This window comes from Candidatus Methylacidiphilum fumarolicum (assembly GCF_949774925.1).
Taxonomy (GTDB): domain Bacteria; phylum Verrucomicrobiota; class Verrucomicrobiia; order Methylacidiphilales; family Methylacidiphilaceae; genus Methylacidiphilum; species Methylacidiphilum fumarolicum.
The window spans coordinates 289925-315136 of the sequence record NZ_OX458932.1 but is presented as its reverse complement, the minus strand read 5'-3'; the positions used below and the strand labels follow the sequence as shown (position 1 = coordinate 315136).

General features: G+C 43.0%; 17 protein-coding genes and 1 tRNA gene. 6 read left to right on the top strand and 12 right to left on the bottom strand.

Translation table 11 applies throughout. From position 1 onward, the window contains the following. Positions 1-221: 221 nt before the first annotated feature. Both QOL44_RS01375 and QOL44_RS01370 read left to right on the top strand, forming a co-directional pair. Complete coding sequence (locus QOL44_RS01375; RefSeq protein ID WP_009060489.1) at positions 222-1643, top strand: hypothetical protein; 1422 nt, start codon at positions 222-224, stop codon at positions 1641-1643. 3 nt (positions 1644-1646) lie between these two features. Next, positions 1647-2231 carry a hypothetical protein gene (locus QOL44_RS01370; protein WP_009060490.1) on the top strand — a complete coding sequence of 195 codons (585 nt, stop codon included), beginning with the start codon at positions 1647-1649 and terminating at the stop codon, positions 2229-2231. A gap of 164 nt (positions 2232-2395) precedes the next feature. Here QOL44_RS01370 and QOL44_RS01365 read toward each other — a convergent pair. The 4 genes from QOL44_RS01365 to QOL44_RS01350 form a co-directional block, all read right to left on the bottom strand. Beyond that, a tRNA-Ser gene (locus QOL44_RS01365) sits at positions 2396-2484 on the bottom strand. Positions 2485-2594: 110 nt separating this feature from the next. Continuing rightward, positions 2595-3050, bottom strand: a complete 456-nt coding sequence (locus tag QOL44_RS01360; protein ID WP_009060491.1) for a PTS sugar transporter subunit IIA — start codon at positions 3048-3050, stop codon at positions 2595-2597. 72 nt (positions 3051-3122) lie between these two features. Continuing rightward, entirely contained in the window at positions 3123-4160 is a 1038-nt protein-coding gene (locus QOL44_RS01355) for a zinc ribbon domain-containing protein (RefSeq protein ID WP_045086401.1), read from the bottom strand. Positions 4161-4467: 307 nt separating this feature from the next. After that, on the bottom strand, positions 4468-5337 hold the full coding sequence (locus QOL44_RS01350) for an NAD(+)/NADH kinase (protein WP_009060497.1): 870 nt from the start codon (positions 5335-5337) through the stop codon (positions 4468-4470). A gap of 179 nt (positions 5338-5516) precedes the next feature. On the opposite strand from QOL44_RS01350, the gene QOL44_RS01345 reads away from it, so the two are divergent. From QOL44_RS01345 to QOL44_RS01335, 3 genes are all read left to right on the top strand, one after another. Then, the gene (locus QOL44_RS01345) at positions 5517-6437 is read left to right on the top strand and encodes a carbohydrate kinase family protein (RefSeq protein ID WP_045086755.1); all 921 of its coding nucleotides are present in this window, start codon (positions 5517-5519) and stop codon (positions 6435-6437) included. Between the two features lie 81 nt (positions 6438-6518). Then, entirely contained in the window at positions 6519-7526 is a 1008-nt protein-coding gene (locus tag QOL44_RS01340) for a hypothetical protein (protein ID WP_134373179.1), read from the top strand. A gap of 246 nt (positions 7527-7772) precedes the next feature. After that, positions 7773-8186, top strand: a complete 414-nt coding sequence (locus QOL44_RS01335) for a septal ring lytic transglycosylase RlpA family protein (protein ID WP_009060503.1) — start codon at positions 7773-7775, stop codon at positions 8184-8186. Between the two features lie 131 nt (positions 8187-8317). Here the strand turns inward: QOL44_RS01335 and QOL44_RS01330 are convergent, their stop codons facing one another. Beyond that, complete coding sequence (locus QOL44_RS01330) at positions 8318-10801, bottom strand: TonB-dependent receptor (RefSeq protein WP_009060505.1); 2484 nt, start codon at positions 10799-10801, stop codon at positions 8318-8320. Between the two features lie 240 nt (positions 10802-11041). Here QOL44_RS01330 and QOL44_RS01325 point away from each other — a divergent pair, with 240 nt between their 5' ends. Continuing rightward, positions 11042-11998 (top strand): class I SAM-dependent methyltransferase, encoded by a 957-nt coding sequence (locus QOL44_RS01325; RefSeq protein WP_009060507.1) that lies wholly within the window; start codon positions 11042-11044, stop codon positions 11996-11998. A 40-nt stretch (positions 11999-12038) separates the two neighbouring features. Here QOL44_RS01325 and QOL44_RS01320 read toward each other — a convergent pair whose 3' ends face one another. The 7 genes from QOL44_RS01320 to QOL44_RS01290 all read right to left on the bottom strand — a co-directional run bounded on the left by QOL44_RS01320 (position 12039) and on the right by QOL44_RS01290 (position 24895). Further along, positions 12039-14156, bottom strand: coding sequence for a glycosyltransferase family 2 protein (locus QOL44_RS01320; protein WP_134373181.1), 2118 nt, complete (start codon positions 14154-14156; stop codon positions 12039-12041). An 11-nt stretch (positions 14157-14167) separates the two neighbouring features. Further along, a complete protein-coding gene (locus tag QOL44_RS01315; protein ID WP_052671920.1) occupies positions 14168-16624 on the bottom strand; it encodes a glycosyltransferase family 2 protein in 2457 nt (818 codons plus the stop codon). Between the two features lie 333 nt (positions 16625-16957). Continuing rightward, the gene (locus QOL44_RS01310) at positions 16958-17539 is read right to left on the bottom strand and encodes a glycosyltransferase family 2 protein (protein ID WP_283401191.1); all 582 of its coding nucleotides are present in this window, start codon (positions 17537-17539) and stop codon (positions 16958-16960) included. Continuing rightward, on the bottom strand, positions 17536-19470 hold the full coding sequence (locus QOL44_RS01305; RefSeq protein WP_052671922.1) for a glycosyltransferase family 2 protein: 1935 nt from the start codon (positions 19468-19470) through the stop codon (positions 17536-17538). Before QOL44_RS01305 ends, QOL44_RS01310 begins: the two co-directional genes overlap by 4 nt. Before the next feature lie 108 nt (positions 19471-19578). Further along, positions 19579-20775: a class I SAM-dependent methyltransferase gene (locus QOL44_RS01300; RefSeq protein ID WP_009059616.1), complete on the bottom strand. Its 1197-nt coding sequence runs from the start codon at positions 20773-20775 to the stop codon at positions 19579-19581. Between the two features lie 67 nt (positions 20776-20842). Beyond that, a complete protein-coding gene (locus QOL44_RS01295) occupies positions 20843-22315 on the bottom strand; it encodes a class I SAM-dependent methyltransferase (RefSeq protein ID WP_009059615.1) in 1473 nt (490 codons plus the stop codon). A gap of 60 nt (positions 22316-22375) precedes the next feature. Next, on the bottom strand, positions 22376-24895 hold the full coding sequence (locus tag QOL44_RS01290; RefSeq protein ID WP_009059614.1) for a glycosyltransferase family 2 protein: 2520 nt from the start codon (positions 24893-24895) through the stop codon (positions 22376-22378). Positions 24896-25212: the final 317 nt, after the last annotated feature.

The following is a 25212-nucleotide window of genomic DNA, read 5'->3' as shown; positions in this document are numbered from 1 at the left end:
ACGAAAGAAGATTTTCAAAAATACCCTCTTTTATGTTGACTTTCCATCATCCTAGCTCACACCCCCAAAAAGGAATGCTTGATTTTTTGTTTTAAAAAATCTATGCTTGTATATTCCTGATCAGAGGATGAAAGCGAAAAGGCTGAAGGTAAAATTCTTTAAAAAACTGGTAGCAATGTTTGGTAATATCATGCCATTTGTTTTTTAGTTTTTATCTTACTATGAAACAAACAGAAAAAGATAGGCCGCTTGCTATCCGGGTCATTCTACTGAAAAAACTTTTTTTCTTTTTTATCTCCTGGTTTTTGCCCTGTGAGCTTTTGACTGTCCGCAGACTAGGGAAAAACTATGCCCATCCCAAACGATTCTTAACTTCCTTAGGTATTCTTCTGGTGTTAGCCTGGCTAAATAAGCATAGCATCCATTCTGAACTCACCGTCTTTCTTCTCTTTTCTGGGCTCTTATCTCTGATCTATTTTTACCAAGTGTTTCTTGTCTACTATGAAGAAGAAAAGAAAAAGATCCAACGCAATCCCTTATTTTGGGGCGAGCCCCTTTTTGGGCTACCGCAAAACCAATGGTTCTGGTTTCTTATCCAGCCGGCTATTATTTTAGGCTTTGCTTTTCTTGCCTCGTTTTTTTCTAAGACCCTTTTCTACTATTTTTTGCTCTCAGCTCCTTTACTTTGGCTTTTCCGAAGCCTCTCATTCTGGTTTTATAAAGGCAAAGACACCCAGCCTCCATGGACCGACATTTCTTGTGGACAGGAAGAACCAACTGTTAGCCAGGATCGATCAGAGATTATCCAGTGGGCAGAGAAATTAGACTTAAGACTCAATCCTAGATCTCTTTCCTTAGTGGTTCTAGGCTTTTTAGCTCTTGGCATGCTTATCTTCTATAAAAGAGATACCTTCCTTTCTCTATTCCAACCGAAAGTAGAGATATCGAAGGTACTAGAAAAAGAAGAAGCAAAACTTTCCAGTTCCATGCCTTATGGTTGGACACTAAAGACAGCTTTAAGCAAAGAAGAACTTTTCTTTGATTATTCTCAGCTCCTACAAAAATATAAAGAGCATCCCTCTTCCTTCATTCAGCAACTGTGGAATTATTGGAAAGATGAAACAGCGCAGATTGTTTGCGGACAGTTTACGGCAAATCGCATAGAACCAGTATGGGCTCCATTCACTGGAATAATGATTGTATGGGTTCCAACAGAAGCAACGAAAAAAGAAGGACAAACAGTTGAGCTCTGGACTTACTTAGAAACTCCTGCATCTCTTTACCAAAAGCTTTCCCAAGCTTTTTCTAAGCAATTTGCACCAACCGTTGTGTTTGGAAAAGAGCTTAAAGCCTATCTTTTCGATGTCACCACTACAAATAATACAATGATTTTCCACTGCGTCATTCCATTTTCTTGTAGCTTAGAAATCGCTGGTTGTACTGTATCCCAATCTCCTCAACCTTATTACAGCCTGAACGAATATCAAAAGCAGGGACAAAAAATAAAAGAGTATATTATCAAAAGACAGAGGGAGCTATTGGCAGAACTAAAGAATGGCCCGCTGACCAAAGAAAAGCTTGAAGAAATTAAGAAAGAAGCAGCACTTCTAAAAACAAAACTTGTTGAACTCAATAATAAATAATAAATGAAACAATTTCCTTTGCTCCTTTTCTGTACTCTACTGTTCGTCTTGCCACTAGAAGCTATCGGGTCTGAAACCGAAGAGCTTGATAAGGCCATTGAACAAGCCCAAAAGCAATTGGAAACACACCAGAATAAAAAAACAGATGGTCTTCAGCCAACAGAAAGAGGATCGACCGGTTCTGCTTTACCCGTTTATTCACCTAAAAAAAGTCATCTTGTCTCCACTCAAAACTTTGCTACCTACATCAAAGAGCATAAAGTGAAAAATCTCTGGGTCTATGGGCATTTTAAGGTTGTTGGTTTTAATAAAAAAAATAAAGCCCTGATAGCAAAACCTGATATCAAAGGATTTTTACCTTTAATTCAAACCATCGTAACCCCTAAAACCCGATTTATTTTTATAAATCCACAGGAACAACGGACCTTAGCAAGACTGGAACCTGGAGATTGTTTTTATATTTCCCCAAGACACCCAGCCTATGTTTTGAGAATCATCCCTAAAAGTGGTGAAAATGAAAACCTTGTTAAGGCTGTGTTTTCTAGCCAACCCAAAAACCATCTCTATTCTTCTGAAAACAGTCGATAATTCTGGCTTAAAGTACCATTTCTTTTTCCTATCCTTTGTCTAAATTCCCTTGGAATAGTGCCCTCACCTATGGATACAGAACGGATAGGATCTTTCTTGTGAATGCATGAATCATTAATAAAACAAGACGATTCTGTATTGCGCTCTTTCATCCTAAAGAGCAACGGACAGGGCGGGATTCGAACCCGCGATGGGGTTTTGTCCCCATTCTCGATTTCGAGTCGAGCGCCTTCATCCGCTCAGCCACCTGTCCTAGCGGGTTAACTGATATAAGATCACTTTAACCTAAAATCAGCTAAACAAAAAGAAATTTCCTCTGAGCTAAAGCCCCATTCCTAATCTTTCCCTGGCCTATGCTACTTTTCATTGGAGTTGTTTTTCAAGAGTAGCAATGAGACTAACAAATTCTTCAGCGCTTTTTGCTTTTAACAATTTCTTTCTATTGGTCGCTACAATCCTTGCTAATGACCCAACCACAATAATATCGTTGGTGTTCAGTTTCTTAGGAGCACCGATTACAAAAATCAATTGCACTAAAGGAGCAGCCTCTCTAAAAATCACGCCTGAAGGGAAAAAACCAGCGGCTATGACTAACTCTTTGACTACTTGACTGCGGATATGCGGAAAAGCGACTTCTTGTTCAAACCAGGTCATTCCCAATTTTTCAGCTTCTAAGACTGCCTCTAAGAAAGTATCAAAAGATTCAAGCATTGGACTATGTTCGAGAATTTTGGCAACCTTCGTTATTGCTTCAAATTTATCTCTGGCGGCTAAATTTACGAGAACTCGATCCTGGGTCAATACATCAGAGAGATTCATCGTTCACTCATTCTTAATTTATCACCGTTGGTCCAGTCAAGAGCAGGGCTTCTTCATGCGTTAATCCTGTTCCTAAAAGCATGCTTGGGATTTGCTTACGCTTGATCCAAGTCCGTTTTTTTTCGCCATGGTTTTGAACTGGGATGCCCGGGTATCGCCATGGCCATTTCGTTCTTCGGAAAAGCGGGATAGAATTAGCCTGTCATCTTGACAATCAAAGAGGACATCTTCCCGCTGCCTTGAGTCGTCCATTCCAGTACAGTCCCCCTCCTCGGGATTCCAATCAGGCGGCAGCCCGCTATTACGGGCAAACCTCTCCAAAAGCATCGCATGCAGCCGGTTCTGCGGCCTCCACGAAAAAATCTCTCGATCTCCAATCCTTTTTTTGAGGTGGTATGCGCCAACCGATTCCGCATAGCTCGCATCCCCGCGATGCCGGCACATAAACTTATCCCCAGAGCGATTCTTAGAATGGACATACCCACACCGCGGACAAAGCTCAGAGCTACAGGCCGGATAGACCTTCTCGCGACGAGAACCTCCCACAGGCGCCAGCAATTCGATTCGCTCTGGAAGCACATAGCTGCGCAGTTGTATAATGCGCCTGGAAAGATCTTTGCTTGGAACATTCAGGCGGAAAACTAAGGATTCAGAAGCGATTACAGAAGGGATTCGTAGTTTAAAAAGTTGTTGTAGGCTTGTGTGTATCCGTCTCTCTATTTCTACCCAAGCCTTGCATAAACGAGGCAGTCGCTTTTTCTTCTCTAAGTTGTGCTTGCGGATGCGTCTTGCTTTAGCTGCCTTCCCTGGATTCTTATCAATCACCTGAAGGTTCTGCCGCTTCTTTCCTTTCTCCTTATGAAATTTAGATAAATTAGCTAGCAGTTCCCCAAAACCCCTCCCATATTTCTTTCCGTGGTCATCTGTAAAAAATTCAGAAAGTCTAGCATTTATCCCGACCGCTTCCCCATATAATCGCTTCGGAACTTTTAGTAGCGCTGCGTAGGGAATTGTCGCCTTTTTTTCCTTTAAAACAAGGCAAATCATGCCCTGAATTTTTGAGTTCGCTGACAAAGGTATGACAATCCTTTTGCCACCTTCAAGAATCATGAGAGGGATATACTGCCTCCCCTTCTTTTCAAAATTCTGATACATACATTCATCAAAGCTTATAGAATATCTCAACTTCACTCCTCGAAGATTCCCGACTGCCTTTTGTAAATCCTTACATAATCAAAAAAGAATTGCGTTTTGCCTTTCTTAAGAAATATGAAATTTTAATCATCAATTGTTTTTCCCACTGCCTTTCATTGCAGTGTGTTTACGCTCCGACCGATCAGCACGTCAAACTTCTTTAGCGAAAAGCTTTCGCCATGCCTGTTTATAACTAGATTGACATGGCAATAGCATTAATCATTCATTCCTCCACGGTTGCTCCGCTCCAACGCAGTTTTCTTCTTAAAATTTCAAAAAAATTCCTCTCCTCAAGAAATCCCAGAATTACTTTCTTGGGGCTTGCCTCAATTTCAAGCCAATCCCCAGGATGGAGATCTCCATAGGCAATCCCATCATATTCAAGTCGTACTGGCCCTCCGCCCAGTGGTATAGAAAAACGCAAAGTGACCTCTTCAGGAAACACCAATGACCGATTTGTCAACGTATGAGGACAAATAGGATTAAGAGTGAAAACTTCAGATTCAGGCATAATAATTGGACCTCCCGTCGACAAAGCATAGGCTGTGGAACCGGTAGGAGTGGAAACAACAAGACCGTCGGATTGAAATTCGGTCACGAGGTTTCCCTGGGCAAAAACATCAATTGTCGCCATATGGGAAAAAGCTCCTCTAAAAAGGACAATATCGTTCAAAGAACAAGGAATTTCAAAATTATTTCCGTAAGCACAGCCGACGGCCTTAAGCACCATTCTAGGGCTTTTTCTGAAACGGCCTTGCAAGATATTGGGTAGCTGCGGCAGAATTTCTTCTCTGGAAACAGCCGTAAGGAATCCTAAACTACCAGTATTCACTCCTAGAATAGGCACAGGAGATGGAAAGATTTCATGGGCTATTCTGATAATGGTTCCATCCCCCCCAGCAACCAAAATCAGGTCCACCTCCTCAGAAAATCGGCTTATAGAAATGCCTCTTTGCCCAATAAGCCTAGCAGTGGAATCCTCCAATAAAAAAGCTATCTTTTCTTTATTAAAATATTCCACAAGCTCCAAAAGAAGTTCAAAAGCCCCTCTTTTTTCTTTGTTAACGAAAAGACCAACACGTAATAGAGACATAGCTAATAGAAGATTTTCCCTCTCTTATTAGCACAATAAGTTGTTCTCTTGTAACCGCAATCTTTTTATCCGTATGTTTAACTTCAAAAAAGACTAAAGAATAGTCAGCTTTATCCATTGTTTTTTTTTCTAAATTGAGCTTTCCCTTTAGAAAATCTTTCTTAAAAGATTTTCTTTCGATGAACCTAATGGATGTGCTAACAGTTGGACACAGTTGTTACGACCTTTCTTTTTATGTAGAAAAAGACCCCAAGAGCGATGAGAAAATCTTTGCCACAGACCTCATTATTTGTGGGGGAGGCCCAGGAGCAAATGCCGCGGTGGCTGTTAGAAGACTAGGCGGCACATCGGCATTCTGTGGGTATGTTGGTAGGGATGATTTCGGAGAAAAAATCCTTGAAGAATTCAAGCGGGAAGGAGTGGATACAAGCTTGGTCCAACGGGGGAACGCACCTACTCCGGTTGCTTGTTGTTTCGTTAAACCCGATGGCCAAAGAGCGGTCATTAACTACAAAAAATCGACCCCTCAGCTTTCTGGTGAAGGCATCAACACAACATTGATTAAGCCTAAAGTCATCCTTTTTGATGGACATGAGCTGGCCGCTTCTCAAGAATTTCTAAAATTAGCCAAGAAAGAAAAAATCCCGACTGTGCTGGATGCTGGCTCATTCCACGAAGGCACAAGAGTCCTTGCTCCAGAAGTAGATTATGTCGTTGCCTCAGAAAAGTTTGTATTACAAAAAACATCTTCCAACAATTCCCAGACTGCATTCGAACAGGTTTCAAAAGAATACAAAAATTTTGTACTGACGCTTGGTGAAAAAGGGTTAATGTGGAAATACCAAGGGCAAGAAGGTAAGATGAAAAGCTTGCCAATCACAGCTGTGGACACCAATGGGGCAGGGGATGCCTTTCATGGAGCTTTTTCTTTGGGACTAGCTCGTGGACTTGACTGGAAAGAACTTCTCCTTTTTTCGACCGTAACAGCTGCTTTAAGTTGTACACGAAAAGGGGCAAGGACCTCTTTCCCAACAAAAGAAGAAGTAGAGAGCAAGCTAAAAAAGATAAGAGCAAGCGCCCTTTTTTATGAAAATCATTAAAAAACTCAACAGAGAACGCTTGCTGTTCAGCCTTGAAGGAATAGGCACTAGATGCTCATAGTTTTTCGATATCCATTTTTTTTGATATCATTCTATTTTTGCTTTTTACAGGCTCTCATTCTTTCTGCTCATCTTTTGACGACGAATGTACCTTGTTCCTATCCAAACTGTTCATCACGGTGGATTCATGGGAAAATACTGCAATCTTCCTTGCTGCTAAGTCAGTTGGGACTTTGTCCTATTGAAACAGACCGGTTCATTGGATGGATTGAAGGAACACATAAAGGAATCGGTAATTTTGTCGATTTTGCAGACGATACTCTGATAATAAGAGAAAAAAAAGCATCAAATCCTAAAACCCTAAAAATCCATAGTAGCTATCCTTTCATTGAAGCATGGGTTCTATGCCAGATAGAAGATATTGGAAATATGGTTGCTGCCGTTCGGTCTCGAAATGCAAGCGGAGAGGATAGAAGAGTAGAAGTCTTCGATCTAGAAAATGGAAAACTCATAAAAACAGAAAGTAGCCAAGAATTAGCCTTTGGAACCAAAGCATGGGAACAGCTTTTAAGAGCAGACGTCGATTTCCTTCCTTTTTGCATTCGTCATGAGAGCAGCGGAAAGGATGATCCAGTAAGAGTGGAAACGAAATATAATACTAAAAAAACAATAATTACTATTATTCTGCAAAGCGGACAAAGAACTATCCTGGAAAACCCAGGAAAATGCTTAGAAGCTAAAGTAGCAAGAAATGGGACGGTTGGTTGGATACGGATATCCAAAGAAACGGATAGATCTTTTGTAGAAATCTATAAGGAAGGCAAAATAATCTCTAGAATCTTTGGGAAATATCAGAAACTGAAAAACTGGTATTTTGAAAAGGAAGGCCGCGGGATCGTACTCTGTTCGTTTGCTGAAGAAACTCCACTTTATTACGAGCGTTATGACTTGAATAACTTAAGGAGAATAGATAGCGATGAAGAATCTCTAGATCAATGGACAGAACTAAAGCCTTGGGCTAAACCGTTGGATGCGATAGGTAAAAATATCTTTTTGCCTACCTTTTCCTATACAGAAGCCCATGAATAAGAAAATGCGCCCATGAGCCTTGAGCGCTTTACAATTGAGGGATCCGCAAGCAAAACAAAGCAACAAAGGCCAACTTTTTCTTGTCTGCAAAATAGAAAAAAGGGAGCTGCCAAAACCGGATCGATAACATTGCAACACAGTTGCTTTAGTCTTTTAAAATAGACTAATGACAGCTTTTTTATACCTCTGTATGATTTTAAAACAAAAAAGAATAGAAACATTTTTCCTCTCTAAAATGAATTCTTTATGCGCTTGCTCTCATTAATTCTTTTGCTTTTGATATTTACTTTTGGTTTTCTTTTATACTATGTAACAGAGCCGTTTTTCTTTCCTGGACTACCCATTTTCCACTGCAAAGCCTCATGGTATGTAGACAGTCTTACGGCTTCTGGGGAGCATTATGATTTTTTGGCGCTTTCCGCTGCTCACAAATCCCTTCCTCTTGGTAGCTATGTCGTTGTGAAAAACATACGGAACCATAAAACGGTTCTTGTCAGAATTAATGACAGGGGGCCTTATGTCGCAGGGCGTTGCCTGGATTTATCCAAAAGGGCCGCCTGGCGGCTGGGCATGTTGAAGGAGGGAGTAGTCGATGTGCATATGCAAGTGATCTGGCCGCCTCCCTTCCTCAATAAAAAACTAAAAAATGCCGATCAATGAAACCTAAAAAGGATGGAGTCAAAAAGAGTGTCTATGCTTTTGGCCTAAGGCCTCATCCGGATAACAAGCCATACAAAGGGGACTTAGGGAATGCAACAGTCTTTTAGCATCTCCCGACTCGATTCTTTCATTCAAAACGAATAACGAATCATCGCCTGCACCCAAAAAGGCATTTGAAAAGCTGCATATTCAAGATTTGCCGTCCGTGCTGGAGTAAATCCAGGAGCCCCAGCAATCCAATAATGATTATTCGTAAAATTGTAGAACCAGATTCCTACTTCCCAGTTAGAGAAAGTATAAAAGATACTGGCATTGAGCGTATACCAAGCGGGAGCACGGACCGAATAATCGTATGAAAGGAATTGTCCTCCTTGAGCAATAGCCCAGAGAGAAATTCCAAGACCCCAATCAAATTTGTAGCTGACCATGAGATTGCCGTATTCTTTGGGGAAACCAATAAAAGGATAGACTCCTGGAGCAAGAGAAACGATCGTGCTTACCGGCAATCCATACAGGGCTGCCACTGATGCCGAATAAGGGGTGAAAGTTGTCGGACCGACACCATTCGTGTTCGTCCAGTTTTCGTAGCCCTGCATATAATTGAATCCAAAACTTGCCCAAAACCGGCGAGTCGGCTGATAATTTCCTTGAAGCTGAATGCCTTCTACGGTAGCGGAGACCGTAGGAGTCGTTCCTCCAGGCAACACAAAAGCAGGGATGAACCCGGTTTGCGCGTAAGCTGATAAGCCTAAAAAGAGAGTGTCGTGAAGCAGATTAAACTTCGTCCCTACTTCATAAAGGGATTGCGTCTGATGGTAATAGGTGGAAGTAAATTCTGGAGCAAAGCTGCCAAAGATCGATTGAGCTGTCGTTTGACCAAAATAATAAGTCGCATAACAGTTCATCCAAGGAAACGGTCTATAGGTAGGGCTGATGGTAAGCTGAGGGAGCAAGGCACTCATGGACGTAGCTTCATAGGACGTGAAGGGATAAAGAAGTTCGGCAGGCGTACCAGATGGTGGTTGCGCATTAACGAAATAAGCGTCTAACCTGCCACCTAAAAAGAGATTAAACTTTTCCCCTATGTGAATGATGTCCTGTAAAAATGGAGAAATCTCATAAAAATTACACTGGGTGGAAGCAAAATTATCTACGTTAAAAAATTCTCCCGGGTAGCCTGGTATGGGAAGATCGGTAAGGAATGGATTGTTATAAGCTGGGCTTATGGCCAGCGCATAGGGAACGATCGCTGAAGCCTGCGCTTGGGTTAATGGCTGGAGCAAGTTGGCCTGATTACTGGTTGGATGCCAGCTTCCACTATATTCCAAGTCCGTTAAAAACCGAAAAGCCAATCCCACGTCCACATTGTGCCAACACACCTTACCCGATGGTTCTTCGGTAAAAAGCAGTTCTAACCGATCTTCTACATTATATCCATAGGGCATAACGACCCACGTTGGATCCGGAACCGGTTGGGCAGAGTTGGCCTGATAGAATTCAAAAAGGGTGTTGTTTGCCAAAGAAAGATCTTCAGTCAACTGCACCCTCGTTATGGCCTGACTTACGGCATAAAGCTGTTTGGTAAAATCCAAAGGGGTATCAAAAAGATTAGTCCGGCTACTGATTGGAACCAATGGCCCCCAGTCGATGGCATAACCAAAGCCTGGAGGCGGGGTGCCTCTGCCCGGATGAAATTGACCGAATGGAGCCGAAGGGCCAACCGGAGGAGTATAATAACCGATCCAGGATCCGCTCTGATACAAACCAGAATCTATAAGGGATTGAGTTGGCCTGTTGATTCCTGCATAAGGCAAAAAGCTATTCCAGTCTATTTCCCCATTCCAATCGATACGGACGGATTCCATGGGTTTCCAGCTTAATGCCAAATACCCGCATTGGCGGTTTAAGTAAGAGCCGTTATAATAGTTAAACGGTCCATAGCCTTCCTGCCCGAAATAATCTAACCGGTAAGCCAGTTTATCGTTCTTGATTGGCCCTCCTACATCCAAATTCCAAAAATTGCTCCCATACATTCCAATGGTATAATAAGCATCCGCATGCAACCGATCAAAAAAGGGCTGCTTGGTCACTTCATTGAGATAGCCTCCAGCAAACTCTTGCGGCCCATACACCAGGCTGACTGGACCAGTGACTAAATCCATCGAATCATCAGCGTTCACATTCAGAAGAGGGCCCCAATTGCCTCCGCTTGAAAAGCCAACAAGCATTCCATTTCGAAACGCTGTCGCAGGCAGGCCTCTGACCACCGGTTCGCTCACCACATTGCCTGTAGCCTGAGTGGGGTTAACTGAAGGGCTAAAGGCCATTAGATCATTGACCGATTGTAGCATTACCGTTTTTAGCTGTTCTTTAGAAACCACTAACACATCTCTAGGAATGTCGATAAGGGAAAGATCTGGTCCATAGACAGGTGCGGTAGTAGAAGCTTTGGGAAGGGAGGAAGGTTGTTCTGGAGAAGCTATGACTGTCACTTCAGGAAGGGTTTCTACAGCTTCGGAAAGAGAGGAAGCTTGTTGAGCTTGGAGGAGCGAATTGGAAAAAGAAAAATAACACAGGCAAAGAAAAATTAAAGGAGGAGTTAAAAAAAATCGCATCGTAAAGGAGACTTTGTACAAAATACATACAGGTTGCCTCGCAGAGATAACAATGAATTGCTTAATTTTTGACTCTATTTTGCTATGTAGCTTAGGAGAAGCATGGTCCTAAAATGGAGCCTATTAAATGGCCATGTTTATAGACTTGAAGAAAAAAAATTCTTTATAAACCACCTACCAACATTCTAAAGTAAAATGGCTTTTTAGAATTTTTAGAGCTTCGAGGGGAAACCTTATAGAATGAACCTAATTGAAGAAAAAATAATCCGCTTTGGCTATTTCGACAAAGACTATTACTTAAAAAACTATCCGGAAGTCACTCATTCTGGGAAAACTCCCTTCGAGCACTATATGGAAATAGGATGGAAAGAGGGGAAAAACCCGAGCCCTTTATTTCATACAAGCTGGTATTTACAAAATAATCCAGATGTAGCAAATAGCGGAGTCAATCCTCTAGTCCATTATCTTGAATGGGGGATTTTCGAAGGAAGAAATCCTGTTCCCAATTTTATTTGGAACACTAGAATAGATTATCCAAAATACATAGCCAATTTACTAAAAAGCTTTGACAGGCAAAGAGCAATGGCTTTAGCCGTAGGAAGTGAATTTGAATATATAGAAATGGGGAATATCCTATTAGATCTGGCCATCCAGTGGGGCAAATTGAGAAAAGGCAAAATGATCCTCGACGTAGGATGTGGATCGGGAAGATTAGCTTACGCATTAGCTCGATCCGAACTGGCTGAGCAGGTGCATTATATAGGAATGGATATTGTTCCCGAACTTTTAGAATACGCAAGAGATAGATGTAATCGACCAGGCTGGGAATTTTTGTTTAATAACCAGTATAAATTCCCTTTAGCAGACAATTCAGTTGATCTAGTCGTGTTCTTTTCTGTCCTGACCCATCTATTGGAAGAAGAAGGTTTCATTTTCTTAAAAGAAGCTAAACGAGTGCTTAAAAAAGATGGTAGAATTCTATGCAGCTATCTAAGCATTTTAGATGACAACCATAGAAAGATGTTTATCGAGCGAGTCAACTCCATTGAACAGGGAAAAGATGCACTCTTATTGGATCTTTACCTAACTCCAGAGGTATTTAAAGAATATGCCCAAATGTTAGAGATGCAACTGATCTACAACGATCGGTCTCGATGTGGCCAATATCTCTGCGTTATGGAAAAAAATCAGGATTAAGACTACTAGTCTATTATTTTTATTCTTGTGGAACTTGTTACTATTGATTCCAAGGATTCTTCCTTCTAGGAGGAAAGGCTAAAGCATACGGACATTCTAGAGAAAGGCAGGGATTATAAAAAGGATCCTCGTTAATCACTTTCCCCCATTTTTCCCGCCAATATATCCATTCTTTTTTGGAATGCTCGCTAGCTTGACGGCCTCTAGATTTTGACTCATGATGAATTAATTCGGCATAAGGTGTCCAGCTAATCCAATAGCCTTTACTGATCAGTTTGCAGCATAAATCCACATCTCCAAAATCGATTGATAAATTTTCATCAAACTTCCCTACTTCTTCAAAGACTTCTTTTTTGATCAACATACAGGCAGCAGTCACACAGCCAATATTTTGTTGGAGCAAGGCATTGGAAAAATATCCGCTATATTCTCTGCTAAAGCCAGAAAATCTGTGAGTAGCCACTCCTCCTACGAGCAACACTACCCCAGCATGCTGGATCGTACCGTGAGGATAAAAGAGTTTAGCCCCCACAGCCGCTATCTCAGGCCGGCAGATCTGCCTCACTAATTCAGTTAGCCAATCGGGATGGAGAACTTCTAAGTCGTCGTTAATAAATCCAATGATATTCGAATCCACCTGTTCAGCAGCCCAATTGTTCAGCTTCGAATAGTTAAAAGCGTTCTGGTCGTCATACAATACCCTAAGCTGCGCTCTCTTTTGCAGGTGATCCAGATAGGTTGTGATCTCTGGACGAGTACAATTAGGACCATTTACAACAATTAAAAGCTCAAAATTTTTGTAATCGGTCTTAAAAAGAATACTTTCAATGCAATCTTTTACCAAGGAATGTTTGAAGGCTGAAAGCATGATCAAACTGACTTTGGGATACGGTTTTGGAATATCGTAAAGAATCCGATGATACTCGAAATATGGCCCCGCCGGAAGAACTATTGCCTTGATCTGTTTTCGTGCTAGATGATCCACTATGGCATTCCTTGCCGATTTTGCAGCATACGGTTTTATGTTGATGTCCAAAGCTGTTGAACCCGATACCGCACGCCAATGATACAAAACATAAGGAATATGTCTTATAGCTTTATCTCCGACCTGCTCCCATACCCGCAACGCTAAATCCCAATCTTGCGCCCCTTCATAACCAATTCGAAACCCTCCAACCTTCTTTACCACATCCCTTCGGTAGACGCCAAGATGACTAATGAGATTTTGAGATCGGAAAAGATCTGGATTCCAATCAGGTTTAAAAAAAGGACTATACCGCTTGCCCTTTTCATCAATTTTATCTTCATCACTATACAGGATACAGACTTCGGGGAATCGATTAATTTCTTCCACAACCATATAAAGGGCATGTGGTGCAAGAAGATCGTCCGAGTCTAGAAGTACAATGAATTCTCCTTCTGCTAGTTCCAGTGCACTGTTTGAATTTGCGCTCATATGACCGTTGGTCTCTCGGAACGTTACCTTGATTCTTGGATCTTTCCTCCGATAGTCTTCCAAAATTCGCCGAATGGCTGGATCTGATGAAGCATCGTCAGATATGCATAGCTCCCAGTGCGGATAGATCTGATTTCTGACCGACTCAATCGATTCGATAAGATATTTTTCTGGCGTATTATAAACGGGCATTAAAACCGAAAAGAGTGGTTGAATCGATAATTTTGTAATCCTCGCTTTTATTTTTTCTTGGTCTTTTGGTGAAATCGAATCAAAAAGCTCTAGCCAATGTTGATAATAGGAATCGATGGTTTTTTTTCTTTCCGTTTTTTGAACAATAACAATAAAACTTCCAAGCTTAATCCACTTCCCCGAATCTTCTTGAGCTTTAATGACGACATATTTGACACCTCGACTCAGATCACAGAAAATCTCAAAACCGCAATCCCTTCGTATTGACACTTCCCGCGAGGAATACCGCTGCTCTACATCCGGTCTTTCAATTATTTCAGCTTCAAATACGCTATTTTTGCTCTGGGCAATTATTTTTTTTGCCGTTTTGCCTTCCGGTCCCAAAAACCAGCCTGAAACATACAATAGCCTATCCTTTAGAAACAACACCGCGCTTTTGGGATTTTCTATCACGTAATGCACATTATGTGCTTTGCTTACCGAACCCATCATCATACTCGTTCCTATCATCTGTCCAATTCCTACTTCTCTGTTTCCCAATCCTCAGGCAGAAGCGTTACCCTTGGTGGGAAAGAGAGTTTATAGTAGGGCGGCTTAAAAGACAAATTAGGGTTGTAATAAGGATCCAGCGGGAAAACAGGCAGCCATTTCTTTATAAACTTCGAGTTTTCTTCCGACCACAATCCATACTGCTCCGCTATGTCCGCCATCTTCGAGACCGACTCGTAATGATAAAACTCAGCAAAAGGCGTCCACACTATCAAATAGCCCCTCTGCCTCAATCGTAAACATAAGTCTATATCGTTTAAATCTATCGCATAACTCTCATCAAAGCCCCCCACCTCCATAAAACAGGCCTTCCTCATCACCACACAGGCCGCCGTCACCGCACTCAAATTCTGCTCATACCAAAGATAGCCCCCCTCCGCTGCCTCCTCCTTCCTCACATTCCTAAGCCTATGATCCGGAATCCCCCGCTCCGCTAATATCACCCCAGCATGCTGTATCGTCCCATCCGGATAGTAAAGCATCGCCCCCACCGCCCCCACCTCAGCCCGCATCGCATGCCCTACCATCTCCTCAAGCCAATCCCCTGTAATCACTTCTAAATCATCATTCAACAACGCCAATACCTCCCCCCGCGCCTCCCTCACCGCCGCATTGTTAATCTTCGCATAGTTAAATGGTTCATCCGGATACACCACCAGCCGCACCTTCCCCTCCCCCCCACTCAACCCCTCCAAATACTGCCTCACCTCCGCATTCCTCAGCCGCTTCTCATTCACCACTAACAATAACTCGTAGCGGTCATAGCTCGTCTTGCTCATTATACTCTCTACACACGGCCTAAGATAAGTAAGCTGACACTTCGAGGGCATCACGATGCTCACCAGTGGCTTCGTCTCCCCTATCCCATACCGTATCCGCCACCCTCCCTTAAGCCTCTCTATCCTTTCCACTCCTACCCCTCGTCGCGTACAATCCCTCCACACCACCTCCCGCTCCACTTCCTCCTTCACCACCCCCCCTCCAGCCACCGCCTCCCCTCCCCGATGACACAGCACATAAGGTAGATGACAAACCCCATGCCCATCCACCCTGCCAGCCGTCATCCTTAAATAAAGATCCCACTCCTCTGCCCCCTCTACCCCCTCGTCAAACCCTCCCACCTCCATCGCCTTCTGCTTCCTAAAGACCACAGGCCGCCCTAAATAGTTCACCGATCTCAATAAATCATAATTAAACCCAGGCTTGAATACCGGACTGTACCCCTGCCCCCCATCACTCAGCTGGTCCTCATCCCCAAAAAGTAAATCCAACCCCTTATCCCCCTGAAGCGCTTCCACAAACACATACAACGCATGCGCCACTAGCTCTTCCCCACTGTCCAATAGCAGGCAGTACTCCCCACATGCCTCCCTTACCCCCACCTCCTTTGCCTTCACCTTCTCTGAAGAGTCCACCTCTATTACCTTTAGCTTACCCTCTCCTCCTACACCCCTAAGCTCCTCTACGGCCAGTTTCCTACCCCCATACAACACCAAAAGCAGTTCCCACTGCTCATACCACTGCCCCACTACGGACCGTACTGTCGCTAACACTCCCTCTAGCCTATCCCCTAACCCCACCACCATCACAACCGAAAAGATTGGCTTGTAGGCAAACCCCTTAAGCCGCCGCCTCAATAGCTCCTCTTCTCTGCCCACAAACTGACCGTAGCTGCTGAACCATTTTTTATAGAGTTCTTTTTCTCTTCTGTCCTCCTGAACTTTTAGACTTGCAAAGAACGTTGCTAATTCAGCCACTTGTCCAGATAGAAACTCTACTTCTATGCTGTATTGCTTTGGTAGTTCTTCTAAAAAAGCGTAGCCTGCAAACCCACAACGATTATCTTTGATAAACGGGTAATCTTTCTGAATCCCTTTTCGGCAAATCTGCTGGCAAGGATATTTTCTAGTAGATGTTTTAATCTGGACTAATCGAGGTGGATACCCATCCTTGTCTACGACAGAACCACTCACTTCGAGATAGTGCTGGGTTGAAACGACTTCTTTTTCAAGAGGCTTCTCAATATTATAATATCCAACTAATTGCTGCTGATTATCATAGAGCGGATCTAAGCAATACTTCTTTGACCAAATATAGAAAAAAAATTTCTTTAGCTTTATCTTCTCTCCACAAGAGAGTTCTGCAATCACGTCAACTTCTTTTAAGCCACGGCTTAATTCAATGCAGCTTTCAAAACCCACCGCCTTTTCTACCGCAATCCCTTTTTGAGCATAAAGTCTTTGGACATCCTCTCTGTCTAACCTATTTACAATAACCTGTTTATCATCCCACTTAATAAGGATCTGATTAGCTTTTCTGCCATAGCAATCAAAAAAATAGCCGCTAAAGCAGATTTTTCTTTCTCCTAAGACAAGAAATCGATGCTTTGGGGATTCGATCGAAAAGAAACAGCTTCGGTTTTGGTTCATCGATTCCGAATCATTTGGAAGAAATTATAAATAATGAGTCAATAATAAGAACAAAATTGACTGTTTATAATGCTTAAGAATAAATGCTATCCGCTCTAAGTTAAAAATAAAAAACGAAAAAAAATCTTTTGTCTAATTTTTTGATCTGGAAAGCTAAGGGTTATTCCTGCCTGCAATCCTGCTATTAAGTGGCAGTTGATTTTTCCAAATCATCTTCAAATGCAGTACATTGTAAGCCTATTTACATTGTGAGCCTATTCCAAGTAATGAATTAATGGGAAAGGATTGGTATAAAGCATTCAATCCTAAGTAGAACCTTAATGACTATTATAATCAACGAATAAGAGGTTTAACCCTTGGTGGGAAAGAGAGTTTATAGTAGGGCGGCTTAAAAGACAAATTAGGGTTGTAATAAGGATCCAGCGGGAAAACAGGCAGCCATTTCTTTATAAACTTCGAATTTTCTTCCGACCACAGCGCATACTGCTCCGCTATGTCCGCCATCTTCGAGACCGACTCGTAATGATAAAACTCAGCAAAAGGCGTCCACACTATCAAATAGCCCCTCTGCCTCAATCGTAAACATAAGTCTATATCGTTTAAATCTATCGCATAACTCTCATCAAAGCCCCCCACCTCCATAAAACAGGCCTTCCTCATCACCACACAGGCCGCCGTCACCGCACTCAAATTCTGCTCATACCAAAGATAGCCCCCCTCCGCTGCCTCCTCCTTCCTCACATTCCTAAGCCTATGATCCGGAATCCCCCGCTCCGCTAATATCACCCCAGCATGCTGTATCGTCCCATCCGGATAGTAAAGCATCGCCCCTACCGCCCCCACCTCAGCCCGCATCGCATGCCCTACCATCTCCTCAAGCCAATCCCCTGTAATCACTTCTAAATCATCATTCAACAACGCCAATACCTCCCCCGCGCCTCCCTCACCGCCGCATTGTTAATCTTCGCATAGTTAAATGGCTCATCCGGATACACCACCAGCCGCACCTTCCCCTCCCCCCCACTCAACCCCTCCAAATACTGCCTCACCTCCGCATTCCTCAGCCGCTTCTCATTCACCACTAACAATAACTCGTAGCGGTCATAGCTCGTCTTGCTCATTATACTCTCTACACAGGGCCTAAGATAAGTAAGCTGACACTTCGAGGGCATCACGATGCTCACCAGTGGCTTCGCCTCCCCTATCCCATACCGTATCCGCCACCCTCCCTTAAGCCTCTCTATCCTTTCCACTCCTACCCCTCGTCGCGTACAATCCCTCCACACCACCTCCCGCTCCACTTCCTCCTTCACCACACCCCCTCTAGCCACCGCCTCCCCTCCCCGATGACACAGCACATAAGGCAGATGACAGACCCCATGCCCATCCACCCTGTCAGTCGTCATCCTTAAATAAAGATCCCACTCCTCTGCCCCCTCTAGCCCCTCGTCAAACCCTCCCACCTCCATCGCCTTCTGCTTCCTAAAAACCACCGGCCTTCCTAAATAGTTCACCGATCTCAATAAATCATAATTAAACCCAGGCTTGAATACCGGACTGTGCACCTCTCCCCCATCACTCAGCTGGTCCTCATCCCCAAAAAGTAAATCCAACCTCTTATCCTCCTGAAGCGCCTCCACAAATACATACAACGCATGCGCCACTAGCTCTTCCCCACTGTCCAATAGCAGGCAGTACTCCCCACATGCCTCCCTTACCCCCACCTCCTTTGCCTTCCCCTTCTCTGAAGAGTTCACCTCTATTACCCTTAGCTTACCTTCTCCTCCCACACCCCTAAGCTCCTCTACGGTCAGTTTCCTACCCCCATACAACACCAAAAGCAGTTCCCACTGCTCATACCACTGCCCTACTACGGACCGTACTGTCGCTAACACTCCCTCTAGCCTATCCCCTAACCCCACCACCATCACAACCGAAAAGATTGGCTTGTAGGCAAACCCCTTAATCCGCCGCCTCAATAGCTCCTCTTCTCTGCCCACAAACTGACCATACTGGACAAACCACTCCTTGTAGCGATCCTGATTCCATTTCTCTCTTTCTTCTCTATTGAAAGAACGGGCAGAAAACTTGCCAATCTCAAGCTTCTTTCCACTGGGAAACTCTGCTTCCACAATGTATTCAAAGAGATTTTCATCTAAGGGCATCCTGCCCAAAAAGCCACACCAGATATCTTTTAAAATTGGATGCTCCGCTTTCACATCGCTGCGAGCGATTGCTTTGCAGGGGAACACTCGCGCTGGGTTTTTTACTATTACAGAACTTGGAGGATTGCCTTCTGTATCAAAAACCCAACCCCTAACTTCAAGAAAAATATCTTCTGTTATTATCAGCTCTTCAGCTTGAGGGGCATCAAGACAAAAGTATGCGGACGGAAGGCAAACCGGATTTGCTTGTTGCTCAATCTTTGAGTGGGGTGTTGCTGCTCCATAAACGAAGCTATAATAGCGAGCTAGCCGGAGGGTTCGGCCGCCAGAGAGTTCAGCTAAGATGTCGATTTCTTTTAATCCGCGGCTTAATTCGATCCAGCCTTCAAAGCCGACTTCTTTTTCAATCTGGATATTCGATTTGGCATACCACCTTTGGATATCTTCCCTATGCTGCGAACCAGCTAATATCCTTTCATTTTTGTATTGGAGAATAACCTGCTTGGCTTTCCTTCCAAATGAATCGAAAAAATAGCCTCGAAAACAAATTTTTCTTTCTTTCGAAAAAAATAACCTCTTTTTAGGCTCTTCAAGAGAAAAACAAATTTTACCAATTGGAGACATCCAAATTAAACTGATTAAAATGACTGTATCTAATAACTCTGCAAACCGTCCCGTCAATAAAATTCTCTTTTATATAAGTAGCTCCTCTAACATTTTTGCTACTATATTAGCCGTTCTGCGAACCACTTACCAACCTTGATAGCTAAAAAGCTAAGTAATGTTTCATTAGATCTTTTTCATAAACCAAAAAGATCCACCATGCGGTTTTAATCCATTCGATCCATACTTCTGCCAAAGTTCATTAAAAATAGTCGTTAGTTCGGGCTTGGTTGCTACGAAAGCCGATGGGAAAAGAATCTCAAACTTCTCGGCAGCAAAAGCAAAGAGCACAGCTAAGACGTATGCTTCTGAATAAAACCTTTTTGCCCATTGAGGGGGATAGTCAAAGGGAAGGAATATGTCATGGAGGTGGATGATAACTCCAGGCTTGATGATGGGCAAGACTTCGAGGAAAAATACAGTTACATCGGAAGCTTGCAAGAGCCTATGAGAACCATCAAAAAAAAGGATGTCGCCTGCTTCCAACTGCTCAAACATCAACAGGCCCATTTGCTGTAAGGGAAGAGGATAGACTTCATCACACAACTGGTCAATTTCAGACCTGGGAGCTGGATCTATGGAAACAATTTTTGTTGACTGCGAACATCTTTTCTTCGCCAGATAAGCAAACCGAGTTGAATGCCCAGAACCGATCTCCAAAAAAACGTTTGGTTTTTTTAAAGCCACCATTCCATATAACGCTAAGGCATCCAGGCTATCGAACCATCCGTTCATCCAGAAAGGATCCGTTTGGGTCCTAGGAGTTGTTTCGATTGAAAGCAAATCAGGCAGATAAGTTTTGCAATCGAGCAAGAACTTTTGATAGGTTTCATAGCCCGATTCCAGGATATTCGACAGGATCGAATGGGGCTCTTTGCTGTAACCCCACCTGGATTCCAATGTTGCTCCATAAGGATACCAATCTTCGATTGGCTCTAGATTATTATCCATTTTTTTTGATTCACACTCTTTGGCTTTTCTGCTTACAAATACCACGAACCTGGCTATGTCGATCCTTTTGCCTGAGCCTATATCTGCCGAAAGAACGAGGTTTTTCATCCCTCTGCTTAACTCGATCTCCACCTCAAACCCACAATTCGAATCGACTTTCTTTCCCGACTGCAAAAACTTTTCTCTTACATCTTCCCGTCTCGTGCAATTGGCTATATAAATATGGTTTTTGAGCTGAACCCAAATTTTTTTAGCCTTCTGTCCATTAGGCCCTAAAAACCAGCCTTCGATTTTTATGTTTCTTCCTTTTAGAAAAAGAAAAGGAAAAGCTGGTTTTTCCACGGCAAAACAATAATCCCTCCTGTTCTTCATCACTTATCCAAAAAGCTGGACCGATAGAAACAATTTTCTTTTTTTCAAATCCTCTTTAGCATCCCTTTTAATTCTTAACAAACCAGAAAGAACCCCCTTTTGGCTTTAGACTCTGAAGCTTGGGATTTGTCCAAAGTGGGTCCAAAATCTTTAAAAGCTCCTGATGCTGACTCACATAAAAGCTTGGGAAAAGAATTCTATATTTTTCGGTGGCAACCAAAAGGATCGACCCAAGCACATACTGTTCGGAATAAAATTTTTTCTGCCAGTGCGGTGGATAATCAAAAGGTAGAAAAATATCATGAAGATGAATGATCACTCCAGCCTTTAGTATAGGCAAGATCTCCAGAAAGAAAATAGTTGCCTCAGAACCCTGCAGAATCCGGTGAGTCCCATCAATAAAAAGGATATCCCCTGCTTCCAACTGCTCAAAAATATCTAAAGGGACTTCATGAAGAGGCCTTCGGAAAGCCTGGTGGCATAATGTATCCACTTTCACCCTAGGGTGAGGATCGATTGACACCAGTTTCGTCAGCGGGGAATACCTCGCTTTAGCTCCATACGCCCACCGGGTAGTAAAGCCTGAACCTATTTCCAAAAACAAAGCGGGTTTTGTGGTGGCGATTATCCCAAAAAGAGCGATCGCATCTAAAGGTGGGAAAGAACTATTTTCCCAACAAGGATCTAATTCAGAACCACTGTCACGAAGAGGAAAGGAAAGCAAATCCTCAGCATACTGAACCCAGTCAGTTAAAAGAGAGCGGTAATGATCCTCAGATCTTTTGATTATCGAATAAAGGATCGGATGAACAGGCTTGTCGTAGCCCCACCTTGGACTTGGAGAAAAGCCATAAGGGTACCAATCTTCAATTTCTACAAGAGAACCGTTAAGAAGAATTCTTTGCTGAGAATCAATCACCGGCTCTTCCTCTGGAGAACTAATTCTTCCTTCCAACTGGCCAAACAATAGATAATGCGACAAAGGATTAATGGCCGCCTCAGCAACATCCTTATATTGGTTAAGATAAAACGCTGGATCAAACCGAGGATGGGGCTTTCGCCCTTCTTTCCACCCATAGCAGATAAAATGATAGAGGGGATTGATTTTGGACTCCGCCACATCCGGGTTTTGCTCTAAGTAATATTCCACGTCAAAAAAAGGGTTTGGATTGCGTTTTTCCCTGGCACCGTACAAAACAAAATGAGTCAGTGGATCTACCCCAGAGAGCCGCACATCTGGGTATTGTTGGAGATAATAAGCGGGATCGAAAAGAGCGGATTTCGCAATTTCTTTGGCTACAACTATCCAAGAAGCTATAGAAAGCTGTGGGTTTTCTTTCTTTGAGAAAATCGATCGGAACCCAAAAGATTGCCTTCCCAATTCAAAAGACTGATGAGCTTGAATCCAAAGCCTGCCATAAGCCAAAGAAGCAAAGGCAGCAGCTTGCTGTTGGAGCTTCATCCATTCAGTCTGCTCGTGGACTTTGCTAATCAAAGACTGAATCCACTTTTCGCCGTCCATTTGCTGCTCTTCAGCCATATCCTTAATCCATTTTCTGGCCTCCAAAGAATAGAAACGTTTTTTTTCTTTAAACAAAGCTTATCCATTCTTTTTCTTCTCCCAAACCTTTATATCCCAAGGAGTAGTCCCAAGCCTATAAAAAGGGGGCGAATCACTCAGGTTCGGGTTATAAAAAGAATCGGATGGAAATTTTTCTTTCCATTTTTTTTCGAACAATTCTTTTTCCTTCTCCCACTGCTGCTGTTTGTCGATTGATTCTTGACCAACGGAAACCGAACAATAATGAATTAGCTCAGCAAAAGGCGTCCACACCGTCCAGTATCCTCTTTCTTTTAACCGCAAACAAAGATCCAAGTCGTTCCAATTGTAGGCAAATTCTTCGTCAAACCCATGCACCTGTTCGAATAATTCTCTGCGCATAAGCGCACAGGCTGTAATCACCCCAGTCAAGTTTTGGCAAAGTTTTGCTAAGCCTAGATACCCTGCCAATTCTCGGCTCATGCCATGGAATCTTCGGTAATCTTTCCAAAGGATCATTCCATCACTCTGTATCGTCAGATTCGGATAGTAAAGTTTTGCTCCCACAATTCCCACTTCTTTCCTCAAGGCATGTCCAGCCATCTCTTCTATCCAATCTGGACTAATAACTTCCACGTCATCGTTCAGAAAGGCCAAAAGCTCACCATTTACTTCTTTGGCGGCCCAATTGTTGATCGCAGCATAATTAAAAGGCTCATCATACCACAACAAACGGAGTGGCTTTAAGCTACAATATTCGGATAAAAAAGCCTTTTGTTCTTGATCCAAAGAACCGTATCCGTTAATCACCAGCAAGATTTCAAACTTCCGATAAGTCGACTTCGAAAGGATACTCTCGATGCATGTCTTTACATAAGGCAAAGGAAGCCGTGTCGGGATAATAATGCTGACCAAAGGAGATAACGAACCAATAGAATAACGAAGATGCCATCCTTCTTCTGTTTTTTTGATTGTTACTTCATCCTTTCCTCTAAGACGACAATCGGTTTCCAACACTAACCGCTCTTTATCTTCCCTGTTGTTCCGACCGACTGCTTGCTTTGAACAGAAGCGATGGAAAAGAATGCGAGGAACATGCACTACCCCGTTTTTGTCGCAGTCAAAACTTCCAATTCTTAAAGCTAGGTCCCACTCTTCTTGCCCATCCAGTAAAGGCGCAATTCTTAGCCGATCCAAAACCGCTTTCTTATTATAAATCGCTGCCAGTCCAATATAATTATTCGAACGAAGAAGCTCTGGATTCCAGCCTGGCTTAAAGATAGGATCCGAGCGTCTCCCAGACTCATCCATCGAATCTTCATCAGAAAAAGCCATTAATAGATCAGGATGCCAATTGATTGTTACACCAAACACAAACAAAGCTTCTTTACTAATTAGGACCGAAGGATCTATCAACACAACATAATCTCCTTGAACTAAGGTTAAAACACAATTCAAGGCTTCAGCTTTCGTAGCGGTTTTTTCAAGAAAATGAATCTTTTGTTTGGCTCCTGGCCAACGGTATCCAAAAGATTGAACAGAAAAGACAGGTCCAGCGCCATAGGGACAAAGCCAGAGTTCCCAATGCGAATAGAACTGAGAAAAACAGCTTGAGAGCACTCGGTAGATATCTTCCTCTTTCCAACGTTGATCATAAAAAACGAGGATCGAAAAAAAAGGCTGCACAGCAAACTGGGTATCCTTTAGAATCGTCGCTAGATAATCCTGTTCTTTGAATTTTGATTCTTCTAAAAGCCACTGGGCATACTGCTCTTCTTTTTCTTTTCGATTGAACCGTCTTGCAGAAAATGTCTTCAAAGGATAAATCGTTCCATCCAAAAACTCGGCTTCAAGGCTGTATTGTTGTTCCTCTTCCGTCAACGGCAAAAAAAGGAAAAACCCGCAGCCAAGATCCTGAAGCTTGGGATAATCTTTTTTAACATCCGGCCGGATTCTTCTTTCCGCTCGAATCTGCTGTTGAGATGACCTTAACCATACCGCCTGGGCCGCTTTCCCACTCTGGTCAAAACACCATCCACTAATCTCCATCCAATATCCATCCGTTACGATCCGCTCAGCTATCGGCTGGTCAATACCAAATCGAACTTGGCTATCTGCCTCTTGTACAAGACCACTCCATTTCGCTTGAAAAGAAAAGAGTACTTCTTTTCTCCCACTACGATGCAAGGCCAGTATTTCTATTTTTTCAAATTCAAGGGATAATGGAAGCCTGGCTCTAAACCCACACCACAAATCCACAAGAAAAGAGTAAGTCTTCTTGACGTCTTCTCTCCTCACCGGTTCCACGGGGTAACTTACCCCATCTTTTTCTATCCAAATCGATTGGGCAGGCTCTCCAAAAGAATCAAAAAACCATCCGTCAATTTCAAGAACAGGGCTGTTTATAATCAACCGGTCCATTGGCATTGGTGAATCCAAGCAAAAATGGCTCTTCTGCGGCTCATCGGGGAAAGGGATGGCATCTGGTTTTTCCGTTGTCTTTGGTTTTTCAATAAAAGTCGTTTTAATAGATCGATTCGTCCTTAGTCCTTTTAAAAAGGAATCCCATGCTTTAAACACAAAAGCTCCCTTTTATCGATTTTTCATAGAAACAGCCCAGCTCTAGTCTACTGTTTCCCTCAGCTCTAGTCTACTGTTTTCCCAGTAAACGGTTTCTATTCCTAAAAACATACTCGGGTTCTGCTTACGCCTGAATCAAATTCGTTTTTTTCGTCTTGGGTTTATACCGGGATGACTCGGGAATGCCCAAGCCGCTTCGGGTCTCCGAGGGAGCTGGCTGTACCCTGCACATCGTCGTGTCCATTACAACCAACATGATTCTGGTGCCCAGAATCGCCTGCCCCGGAACAGTCCCCTGCATCGGGATTCCAATCGCG